Source organism: Hydrotalea sp. (assembly GCF_049968455.1).
GTDB lineage: Bacteria > Bacteroidota > Bacteroidia > Chitinophagales > Chitinophagaceae > Hydrotalea.
The window spans coordinates 218,583-225,990 of the sequence record NZ_JBMFQT010000004.1; the positions used below are offsets into that span (position 1 = coordinate 218,583).

Here is a 7,408-nt window from a genome sequence, read left to right on the forward strand (position 1 = left end):
TGTAAAAGAGGAAGTGATGCATTTTTTTTAAAAAAAAGTTACTTCCACATTATTCATTAAAACAAATTATTTTGGACCATCACCCGGCATTTCTTATATTTTATTTGCTAAACGCCGCAACTCCGCAAGGCAGTATAGCATTGCTGATTTTGCTTTTCATTTTATTAATCATTTCATTTTTTGTTAGCGGTGCTGAAGCTGCTTTTTTTTCTTTGAAACAAAAAGATATTAACCTGCTTAAAACAAAACAAACTCCCTCTTACAAACGCATTATTCATTTACTAAGCGAACCTAAAAAGCTATTAGCATCATTATTAATTGCCAATAGTTTTATAAATATTGCCATCATCATCATCTTTAACATAGGTATTGACCAATGGATAGCTACCTACCAACCCAATTTTTTTATTGCCAATGCATGGATTGAATTTATTATTAAGGTAGTCATTGTTTCAGTTGTATTACTATTGTTTGGAGAAATAATGCCTAAAATTTTAGCTACGCAAAACAATATTCGATTTGCAAAAGAGGTAGCACCTTTTATTGAGTTCGTTCATTACATCTGTAAACGTCTAAGCAAGGTTTTAGTAAAATATTCAGATATTATTGAAAGAAAACTCAGTAATAAAAGCAGTAGCATTACAAGCGATGAATTATATCAAGCTATAGAAATTACCAAATCGGGCACTAATGAAAATGAAAAAAACATTTTAAAAGGTATTATAAAGTTTGGCAATATTACAGTAAAACAAATTATGAAAGCCAGATTAGAAGTTCATGGAGTTGATTATAATATGGACTTTCATTCCTTATTACAATCAGTTGCGGATAATAACTACAGTCGTGTACCTGTTTACAAAGAAGATTTGGATGAAGTAGTAGGTATTTTACGCACCAAAGATTTACTACCCTTTTTAAATGAAAGCGAAAATTTTGAATGGCACAAATTAATATCACCGCCTTATTTTGTGCACGAACACAAAATGATTGAAGATTTATTGACCGAATTTCAAGCCAAACGAATACACTTTGCTATAGTTGTTGATGAATTTGGTGGCACTAGCGGCATTGTTACCTTAGAAGATATTTTAGAAGAAATAATTGGTGATATTAAAGATGAATTTGATGAAGAAGAATATGGTTATAAAAAATTAGATGAAAACAATTACATATTTGAAGGTAAAATAATGATTAATGATGTGTGCAAAATTATGCAACTACCCGTTGATACTTTTGACACTTTAAAAGGTGAAAGCGACTCATTAGCAGGATTAATTTTAGAAATTGCGGGCGATATCCCTAAAAAGGGCCAAGTGGTAAGTATTCCCGGTTTCGACTTTATGATATTGGAGGTTGAAAAAACCAGAATTAACAAAATAAAAGTTACCATTACCAAAGTAAAAGAAGATGAAATAATATAATTTACTACCACATTCACCTCTACAAAATGCTTTCAAAAATATTACAATCGTTTATCCTATTTTTATTGGCAGCCTGTATTAGTGTTATGCAATTCAGCTGCAACAGTCCATTTGTACCAAAACCAAGAGGCTATTTTAAAATTAATTTTCCCAAACATCAATACCAACTATTCAATCAACCCGGATATCCCTATACTTTTGAATATCCCGTGTATGCACGTGTAGTGAAAGACTCTACTTTTTTTGGAGGGAAAACAGAAAATCCCTGGTGGATAAATATTGACTTCCCGCAATTCAATGGGCGTATTTATGTTAGCTACAAAACCATAGGTCCCAACAATTTTCAGAAACTGATTAACGATGCATTTACCTTAACCAATAAACATAGCGAAAAAGCCTATTCTATTGATGATTCGTTAATGGTAACACCCAATGGGGTACATGGTATGTTTTTTAAAGTGGGGGGAAATGTAGCAACAGCTAACCAATTCTTTTTAACTGATTCTACTCATCATTTTCTACGTGGAGCATTATATTTTGATGCAACTCCTAATCAAGATTCATTAGCACCCGTTAATCGGTTCTTAGTAGAAGACATGAAACATTTAATCAACACCTTTCAATGGAGGTAGCAACTACCATTTATTTTCTTAAGTAGTTTTATGAAACAAAATAATGAAATACAGTATTCAATATTTACACGGTATTTCTACCTAACAGTTAACATTTACAAATATTGTTTCAATAAATTTTTGTAGTATCCTAATTCATCGCAACTTTTGGCATAACGTTTCTCGGCTTGCCGCAGTTGGCGATTTCGGAGCACACTTCTCCGTAAACCTACACGAAAGTTTGATAGAAGCACAAATTTTCAATTTCGCACGTCACCACCAATTGAGGCAACACGCTGTTGGCAGCTGGCGTTCTTGTTCACCGTGTCTTTAAACCATTGTTAACACAATATTTCACCGTCTTTGTTGAGTTGGTTTACGACTCGGGTGCTTTAATTTTTTCTAAAAGGCTGGAAAAAATATTTTTAATTTTCGCTTGCATTGGCGCAGGCATACGCTTTGGCAAGCTTAGGTCTATGCATTGGGTTATGCAGCTTGCCAATGTGGACTATCATACAGCAATTCGGCTTCTGCATTGTGGGTATGCACAGTGTAATAATCAATTACCTTTTGGTAACGTTCTTTAAGCTTCATACGAGGAAGAAAGTAGTAAAGGCGAAATTAAGGGATGATGTTTAATTCACTCAAATGCTTAGCCGATGCCATAAAAAACAAAATGTTGAAGCAAGCAAGGTCATACCGCCGCCACAATGCTTCTGTTCATGACCAAAAATAAAAAATGCCCTTGGGCATTGGTAATTAATTTTGAGAAACAGTTTCTTTGTTTCCATACTTTAATAAGTTGAGCACCATTTCAACACGGAAGGATAATTTGAATTTTTCAAAACGGGCATGAGCCTTTTTGATCACCTCAAATTTCTCTCGGAGCGTCCCGTCACGTTGCTTGGCCTTTTCTATAGCTGCATTCTGTTCCGGCGTAGTTTCTTTGTAGAGATATTGTACCAAATCTTCCAGAGTAAAAGTTTGATTTATCAGCAATCCTTTTTTAGTGTGAACAATTGGTTTTTCAAGGATGCTTTCTTGAATAAAATGGGGAAGTTGTTGGGTTATTGCCTGAACATGTAAAATGATTGATCAAAGAGGAAAATATCCTCATTATCCCTTTTCATATAGTATTTTTCGCTTACAATTCGCTCATAAACGACAGGGTCTGTTTTATGTTTCTCCAGTTCGACTTTGGCTGCTTCTATCTTTTGATTGTAATACGCCGTATTGGTTTTGAGCTCTTTCAGTTTCTGATAACGTTCTAACAGGGAGGGAATATCATTGCTGTCAAAAACAACATCCATTCAAAAAAGCCAATAATTGCTACTAAAAAATTGTTTTTAACAATGGAAGTCAGGGAAGTAAGGATAGACTGCATGACCGACTTTCATTATATTGTCTTCAAAGTTAGGGTTCCCCCTGAAAAGAAGCAAGCGCTTCCTGATAAAACGAAGTATTCATATGTTCCTTACTGATCAGCTCTTTCCTTCCGGATTGGGATGCATATAGAGTTTGTGCATTTCTGTCATATGCGGTAATGTAAGGATGGACAGTAATACAAACAACGCCGGCAATGCATGATTACTGAGCCAGGTACCATCGCTGAGCCAGGCAATTGCAAAAAGAAATAACACTGCTGCTGCAGTATAAGGCAATGCCTGTTTCAGCATTGTTTTAAATCCGCTGCGGCTAAATACAGCATGATGTACATGCAACATAGCACTGATGCTGTGCCAGCCGGAGAAGTAAAGAATAAAACCAATGAGTAAGCTGGTTTTGGAAACCAGGTAGAGAAACAAAAGAAACAACAACCGTTGCGGCCATGTAAATAAAGTAACATTCGGATTGAATATGACTATTACTGCCACTATACCAAACCATATCAATACCGGAATACCTGTTATCCATTGCACAGCAGTTAAAGCAACCTTGCTATTGTGTGTAATGATGCCCGTCCAGTACAGCAATGTTGCGGGTTCTTGTAATAATAACCAGCTGGTGAGTGCAGTGCCATACACAAACACAAGTACCGGAGATGTTTTATGAAAACCCAGGGAAGCGATATCTGTTTCACCAAAATGCCAGGCAGTGAGCAACAGAAAAAGCAGGAAGGCCCAGCCGGGAAACCAGAGCCATACTACAAGGAAAAAGACGGCAGCCGCAACATAACCAAGGATGTAAAATAACAGCTTCAAATTTTTGTTGCGATGTTGTGCAAGCTTATGATCCAACGATCCGTGTGGAATACCTGCCATAACAATAAATACACCCGCTGCCATCCACTCCAGTACAGAACCCCTCCAATAAGTACGGGTTGACACCGCCACTAATGTAAGGAGTAATACTATGAGAATATGAAGGGTTTTCTTATTCATCCAAGGAGCTTGATGTGTTTTAAAAAAGGCCACCAGGGTAGTTTTGAAAATATTTTTGCTTCCTCTGCAATCGTACTGTTTTCATCCAGAAAGGTAAGAATAGACTTCATGGAACTTTTACTAAAGAGTTGTTGAAAAATGGAAATAGCACGCCCCGGTTCTTCCTGTATAATGGAAAGCAGCAGCCCATCGTAAAAACGAAAACGACGATGTCGCTTTCTGCGTAGCGGCTGTTCCTTGTGCAGTGAAGCGGCTAATAACCTTGAATCTTCCACCATTCTTTGAAATGCATAACCCGTGCTGGGCTTAATCATGCCGGCCGATTGGCCAATGTTGATCAGAGCAGGTGTTGCATCAGATGCATCCTTATGCAATTGCAGTGGAATAGCTCCCTGCTCTTTATGATAGATGCTGAAGTGGTTGCCAAAGCGTTTCAATAGATATTGCTGAATTTGCTGCTGGTAAATAGCAGGATCATATGCTTTTGCAGAATAGTACGTACACTCAACCAATGCTTTTGTATTACTGAAAGGCAGTAGATAGAAAAAACAAAACTGATCATTACCGGGTAATGCAAAATCCATGAGCAAAGCACGGTTCTCATCAAATACATCGTGGTTATATTCAATAAACCAACCATGAAAATGTTGAAGCATTGGCGTGGCGGGCTGATTCAAGGCCGCATTGGATACAAGACGGTTACAGGTAAATTGTTGCTGCTCTGTTACAACCGTCCAAAGATGATTGGTGTGTTCAGTTGAAAGAATTTTTTGTTGCAGTAAGGTTAAGTTGGGATAAACAGGGAAAAACGCAACATTGAAATAGCGGTCAAAATCAGCACCATGAATGCAACAGTAACGATAAGGATTGATAGATTCATAAGTGGTATAATCCCCTGCTTTAAATTCCAGTTCATTCCATTGTTTGCGGATGAGATGTTCAAACGGATGTTGTTGTTGTTGTGTCCAGAAGCACCATGTTTTTTCTGCAATATGGTTTTCGGCTTCCAGTACCAGAATTTGTAATTGATCAAAACCCGGTTGCAAACGCAAAAAGTAGAGGAGTATGCGGGAAGCAGCTCCCCCACCCGCCATGATAATATCGTAATGATTCTGTTTCATAAAAGAGGCCTGTCAATTCAATGACAGGCCCATTTATCAACAAATTAAGCAGTTGCTTTTCTAGATAATGAATAAATCACTAAGCCAAACCCGATTTTATTTACAGCATCACCTATGTTGTAAACAACATCCATGGCAGCAGAAGCAGCAGCATGATCAGCAACTAGTTGCATACCAAACAAACCGCCTTTGGTTCCAAGAATATAACCCAGCGGATAAATAGCCCACCCAACCAGTACAAACCAGGCAAGGGTTTTATTGGCAGCGGTTACATCAGGCCCCGCATTACCGGCCAGTTTTGCCACTTCACCAAACCATACCAGGTATACAATATAGAAGTAAAACAATCCACTGATGGCACCCCATACCCAGCTCACAGTTTCTGTAGGGTAAACAGCTTCCCCTATATAACCGGTTACCAGCATACCTACAGATGCGGCAATGAGTTTCCATAGCAAGCTTTGCGTTGAGCCTACTTTTTTGGTGATGAGGTAAAATTCAACACACATCAAAGGTACAGTTAGCAACCAGTCAACATAACGGAAGAAGGTTGGTGATTGACCTGTTTCCAGGTTATAACCACGCATGTAGTAATAGTGAACGGCAGCAATAAACGTAATCAAGCCACTCACCAGTACAGAGGTACGCCACTTTTTGTCAGTATTGTTCAGTTCAAAAAAGAAGAAAACTGAAGCGGCCATCATAGCCATGGTACCAACAAAGAAAGTAAACGCTACATAGTTGTCATTTGAAATCGGAGTGATTTCAAGAAAGAAATTTTGCAGCATATAAATTGGTTTTAATTAAAAAAAATCAGCCAGTTTGTTTAATCATCTGGCAATTATCGTTGAATAAAAAACTATGATGCAGATGAATTGTTCATGAATATATAAGAAAATTTTTTTTTGTTTATTTTATCATCTTGATTTTAAGAAACAAAATTCAACAAAAAGCGATTCCTTCACCGGAAATTACAATTGAAAAATTATGAAGTGATCTGATTGAAAGGAACTTTCGTGCTTTTGAAAAGAAGGGGCAATGATCAAAATATAAAGTGGGTAAAAAGCACCGCTGTTAAGGGGCTTAAAATGATTACTTACCAAATTGAATCTTCCCGTTTGGATAAATTGCATTTTCTCCCAGCATTTCTTCAATACGAATGAGTTGATTGTAATTCGCCATCCGATTTGTTCTTGATGCAGAACCGATTTTAATTGGTCCGCAGTTTAATGCAACGGCCAGGTCAGAAATGGTGGTATCTTCTGTTTCACCCCTGCGGTGACTCATGATAGTAGTATAACCTGCATTCTGTGCCATTTGCACCGCATTGATGGTTTCGGTAACTGAACCTATTTGGTTTACTTTGATAAGAATGCTGTTGGCAATGCCTTTGTCAATACCATCTCTCAAACGTTTTACATTTTTCACAAATAAATAATCACCCACCAACTGTCATTTGCTGCCAATGCTTTCGGTTAACTTCTTCCATCCATTCCAGTCATCTTCAGCCATGCCATCTTCAATAGAAACGATAGGATGTATGGTACTAAAAATAGTTGACAGTTTTTTGATTTAATCCTACGACAGGTTTACGGTTTATTATTAGTCCTGTCGTTGGTTTACTATTCAAAATTAAGTGCTTCAGTCCATTTTCTTTTGATGATACTCATATTTTTAAAATTTAGTGACTTATTAAAAAGTCAATCCATTTCTATAAATATCTCCAGCCTTTTAGGGGGCTAATACACAAGCACACGCACAAAACCTTGCTATTCCTGACCACATTACCACATCTGATTATAATAATAATAGTATTATGCAATCAAATGATTTAAATTCTACTTTTGATACGTACTGAAAATGGGGAGCCTACA

The 7,408-nt window shown here is 37.1% G+C and carries 7 protein-coding genes and 1 pseudogene; 2 read left to right on the plus strand and 6 right to left on the minus strand.

Features of this window, described 5'->3' with window-relative positions:
- The first annotated feature begins 71 nt into the window (after positions 1-71).
- A complete protein-coding gene (gene gldE, locus ACP5P5_RS04575; protein WP_428284928.1) occupies positions 72-1,421 on the plus strand; it encodes a gliding motility-associated protein GldE in 1,350 nt (449 codons plus the stop codon).
- Positions 1,422-1,447: 26 nt separating this feature from the next.
- Positions 1,448-2,053 (plus strand): gliding motility lipoprotein GldD, encoded by a 606-nt coding sequence (gldD, locus tag ACP5P5_RS04580; RefSeq protein ID WP_428284929.1) that lies wholly within the window; start codon positions 1,448-1,450, stop codon positions 2,051-2,053.
- Between the two features lie 738 nt (positions 2,054-2,791).
- On the opposite strand, the gene ACP5P5_RS04585 is transcribed toward gldD, so the two are convergent.
- From ACP5P5_RS04585 to ACP5P5_RS04610, 6 genes and pseudogenes are all read right to left on the minus strand, one after another.
- A complete protein-coding gene (locus ACP5P5_RS04585) occupies positions 2,792-2,998 on the minus strand; it encodes a hypothetical protein (RefSeq protein WP_428284930.1) in 207 nt (68 codons plus the stop codon).
- Between the two features lie 101 nt (positions 2,999-3,099).
- Positions 3,100-3,342, minus strand: a complete 243-nt coding sequence (locus tag ACP5P5_RS04590) for a hypothetical protein (protein WP_428284931.1) — start codon at positions 3,340-3,342, stop codon at positions 3,100-3,102.
- Between the two features lie 171 nt (positions 3,343-3,513).
- The gene (locus tag ACP5P5_RS04595; RefSeq protein ID WP_428284932.1) at positions 3,514-4,413 is read right to left on the minus strand and encodes a Brp/Blh family beta-carotene 15,15'-dioxygenase; all 900 of its coding nucleotides are present in this window, start codon (positions 4,411-4,413) and stop codon (positions 3,514-3,516) included.
- A complete protein-coding gene (locus tag ACP5P5_RS04600; protein WP_428284933.1) occupies positions 4,410-5,534 on the minus strand; it encodes a lycopene cyclase family protein in 1,125 nt (374 codons plus the stop codon). Before ACP5P5_RS04600 ends, ACP5P5_RS04595 begins: the two co-directional genes overlap by 4 nt.
- A 44-nt stretch (positions 5,535-5,578) precedes the next feature.
- A complete protein-coding gene (locus ACP5P5_RS04605) occupies positions 5,579-6,322 on the minus strand; it encodes a bacteriorhodopsin-like (RefSeq protein WP_428284934.1) in 744 nt (247 codons plus the stop codon).
- A 304-nt stretch (positions 6,323-6,626) separates the two neighbouring features.
- Positions 6,627-7,106: pseudogene (locus tag ACP5P5_RS04610) on the minus strand (hypothetical protein).
- Positions 7,107-7,408 lie beyond the last annotated feature (302 nt).

Bases quoted from the DNA above. Each gene is read 5' to 3' on its own strand.
- ACP5P5_RS04600 (WP_428284933.1), bottom strand. From the start codon at position 5,534: ATGAAACAGAATCATTACGATATTATCATGGCGGGTGGGGGAGCTGCT.
- gldD (WP_428284929.1), top strand. From the start codon at position 1,448: ATGCTTTCAAAAATATTACAATCGTTTATCCTATTTTTATTGGCAGCC.
- ACP5P5_RS04590 (WP_428284931.1), bottom strand. From the start codon at position 3,342: ATGGATGTTGTTTTTGACAGCAATGATATTCCCTCCCTGTTAGAACGT.
- ACP5P5_RS04605 (WP_428284934.1), bottom strand. From the start codon at position 6,322: ATGCTGCAAAATTTCTTTCTTGAAATCACTCCGATTTCAAATGACAAC.
- ACP5P5_RS04595 (WP_428284932.1), bottom strand. From the start codon at position 4,413: ATGAATAAGAAAACCCTTCATATTCTCATAGTATTACTCCTTACATTA.